Consider the following 2,970-nt stretch of genomic DNA (forward strand, 5'->3'; position numbering starts at 1 on the left):
ACTTTTTTCTTGGCGAAGTATTGACGAAATAATAAATTGTAAGAACAATGTTTTTTAAAGCCGTTGCTCGATCTCCCAAACGGCATATTCTTAGCACATAACTCACAGAGCGTGAACGTTTTTTTCGTTCACGCCATAGCCGATGTTATCTGACTGATAGTATGACAGCGCAGGTAGGCTTTAAAAACAGCACATTCAAAGCCATGAAAATCAGAGAATTCAAACACCGGAACCTGCGCTTTACACTTCATGAGGAACCGGACCTGGAAGGCCATGCCACCGTCACGCTCTTTATCGAAGATGAGGAAGTGAAAGACTCGAAAACCAGAATCCGGGTAGAAGAGGTGAATGGTTTTTTTGAACGGTTGCAACAATCCATCACCTCAACGATCAAAGGGTAACGGCTTCTTGTTAGTCAGCACTTTTCACCTAAAGCCAGTGCTTCGTACACCTTGCCCAGTTCTGAAAAAGTCGACAGTATCGTGAGCTCTATATACTTCATTTCGTGCTCGATAATCGAGCGACGGATGAAGCCATAGTTATGTACGGATGAATGGTTATGGACTAAAACCCTGCGGGGAAAGTGTCACTGTACCCTAAACCTGTTCAATGTCGCCGCGATAATTCCAACGATAACAAACCCAAAAGATGTATAAATGAAAGCATACTTGGTTGTTGTACCAAAAGCAGCCAACCATGCCAGAATAACAGGCTGTGAAGGATAGACTGAAAGCATTGTAACAATACCCATGTTTTCCCACAGATCAAAAATCGCTGCACCGAACGGCAATACATTCAGCATTTGCATCTTGCTATCGGGTCTGAAACCTCGTTGAAAAAGCCACGAAATGAACAAAGCCAGAAACGATGTGTAAAGAATGGGGTTGAGGATATCGGCTGTCACATAAAAAAACCGGAGCATGGAACGCCCATGCTCAGTGTACGCAGCAACAACGGAAAACGCCTCTTTCGGCGTATAAAAATGACGAGAGTCCAAACCCTCTATACCAGCCGAAGCAGTTTGAGCAATCGGGAGAGTGATCACCACGAACCCAACCAGGACAACGAAAAGCGAAAAAACCAGCCAGCCCTTGCTCCATTTACGCAAAAGATCCGAAAGATTTCTTATCATGCTTACAATAACCCTCGTGTGTTTAGCACTCGTTCGACAATCGCCTTCGCTTCCTTACCGGAAGGACTTTCACCTCCGATGACATTACACGCAAAGACGTAAATATTTCCTCTGCTCTCCACGAACCCGACAAACCAACCCAGTTTCCAATCGCCTTCAGCATCCATCCCCGAACCGGTTTTCCCATAGAGTGTTCCTTTTTCAGTTTTGGTAACCCGCATTACATCATATAATGTTTCGACGTTACTGTCAGAAAAAGGAAGCTTTCCATCGAGCAGTTTATTCAGAAGTACTACTTGCTCGTCTGCACTGATAACAACTGTTTCACGTTCGGGATGGTAAAGCCAGAAAACATCGATACCGGCCGAGATATCCATACTGCCATAACCAATCCGCTTCATATATGGTTTCATGCGCTCAAGTCCTATTCGCCGGGCAAGAACCTGAAATGCCGATACCGCCGAAACACGAAACGCCTCACGAAGCGTCAGGTCTTTGTTCCATGCTTCATAACTACGGCGCACCCCGTCCCATGTGTACCATGGATCGTCGGGCCCCTCGATCAATTCTAGCTCCAGACCGATAAGCGTGTTGTAAATCTTGAATGTCGAACAGGGAGCAAGGCGCTGTGCGGCACGCGCCGTATCGATGGAAATCATGTTATCAGAAGAACGGTTGTAAAGCACAAATGCGGTATCGTAACCATTGAAAAGCGATTCGTCGATTTCCTGCGCTTTAGATTGCACAGGGAACAGAAAAAGAAAAAGTAAAAGAATAAGCCGGTTCATAGATGCTGTATCCAAGGATTGTTGAACTGTCAACGTGTTGAGCTGAAAGCCTGCCCTCAATGCTAAAAAAATTTTTGCGTATGCACCAATAAGATCATTTGTCTTGTGGGATTTTCTCTTGTCATACGGCAACGGATTTCCGATTGCATGGAAATTTTCTTTTCCAGTCTTTCTGGACAATTCTATTGCAGGAAATTTATCCATGCACTATCAGCAGATAACGTTTACCTTGACGCGCGAAACAACCGGTGCGCAAAGACTTACTTTTTGCTCAATCGATTTTCTCTATCATCCTACCTGCCTTATTCACGGAGTATCTGGGATAAACCGATTCTATGGTTTTAGAGTTGTAATTTCGGGCTGTCTCCAAACTACCGGTATTTAGCAGACGTAATGAACTCTCCGAAAGCTTCGCACCAAACAATAACGCTCGTGAATTTCGACGGATCGATATCCGGCGGTACTTCCACCACAAAGTTTTCGAATGTTTTAACATCGCCTACACGAACCATAGTAGACTTCAGGCGATTGAAGTCTGCTTCGGTCTCGACGAATTCCGGAGAAAGATAGAGTTTGTAATCTGGACCGGGTGACAGCCGGCCCGTAAGGGAAATGTACTTGGGGCCAACCGAAACCGTACCTTCCCCCCAATGCAAAGCATCACTGTCTTTCAAATCTCTTCGGAATTGAGCTGTATACCTTGCTTCCGAGGACACCTCCTCTATCGCAGCTTCGCTTGGCGCAGACTGGGCAATAAGAATAGGTAATGTATAGATGCCGACCCCGAATCCCAAGACGCCTACGGCAAAGTGCGTTACGATCAGTAATACCACGGTGCGTATTTTCATGATTTCAACCTGTTATGAGTTTTTTTCTACGCCTCACTTTTTTTCCGCACTACAAAATTCCTTGTCACCTGTTAACAATATACAGCATAAACACTTTTTTCGGATCAAAACTTTTGCATTCCTCTTGCCCGCAGGCAGGTCCTGATGCCTTTTATACCAGTTATTCAGCAGCCGCAGATTTGCTGTTACTCTCTGTGAGTGA

General features: G+C 45.1%; 4 protein-coding genes. 1 reads left to right on the forward strand and 3 read right to left on the reverse strand.

What is annotated here, in order from left to right; all coding sequences use genetic code 11:
* The first annotated feature begins 161 nt into the window (after positions 1-161).
* The gene (locus QZ209_RS00785; protein WP_294343503.1) at positions 162-401 is read left to right on the forward strand and encodes a hypothetical protein; all 240 of its coding nucleotides are present in this window, start codon (positions 162-164) and stop codon (positions 399-401) included.
* Between the two features lie 185 nt (positions 402-586).
* On the opposite strand, the gene QZ209_RS00790 is transcribed toward QZ209_RS00785, so the two are convergent.
* The 3 genes from QZ209_RS00790 to QZ209_RS00800 form a co-directional block, all read right to left on the reverse strand.
* On the reverse strand, positions 587-1,132 hold the full coding sequence (locus QZ209_RS00790) for a hypothetical protein (protein WP_294343505.1): 546 nt from the start codon (positions 1,130-1,132) through the stop codon (positions 587-589).
* Between the two features lie 2 nt (positions 1,133-1,134).
* The gene (locus QZ209_RS00795) at positions 1,135-2,124 is read right to left on the reverse strand and encodes a penicillin-binding transpeptidase domain-containing protein (protein WP_294343508.1); all 990 of its coding nucleotides are present in this window, start codon (positions 2,122-2,124) and stop codon (positions 1,135-1,137) included.
* A gap of 167 nt (positions 2,125-2,291) precedes the next feature.
* The gene (locus QZ209_RS00800) at positions 2,292-2,768 is read right to left on the reverse strand and encodes a DM13 domain-containing protein (protein WP_294343511.1); all 477 of its coding nucleotides are present in this window, start codon (positions 2,766-2,768) and stop codon (positions 2,292-2,294) included.
* Positions 2,769-2,970 lie beyond the last annotated feature (202 nt).

The organism is Prosthecochloris sp., assembly GCA_015482705.2.
GTDB lineage: Bacteria > Bacteroidota > Chlorobiia > Chlorobiales > Chlorobiaceae > Prosthecochloris.

What these genes read in the sequence shown, in the direction of transcription:
- QZ209_RS00800 (WP_294343511.1), bottom strand. Translation starts at nt 2,768, where the DNA reads ATGAAAATACGCACCGTGGTATTACTGATCGTAACGCACTTTGCCGTA.
- QZ209_RS00785 (WP_294343503.1), top strand. Translation starts at nt 162, where the DNA reads ATGACAGCGCAGGTAGGCTTTAAAAACAGCACATTCAAAGCCATGAAA.
- QZ209_RS00795 (WP_294343508.1), bottom strand. Translation starts at nt 2,124, where the DNA reads ATGGATAAATTTCCTGCAATAGAATTGTCCAGAAAGACTGGAAAAGAA.
- QZ209_RS00790 (WP_294343505.1), bottom strand. Translation starts at nt 1,132, where the DNA reads ATGATAAGAAATCTTTCGGATCTTTTGCGTAAATGGAGCAAGGGCTGG.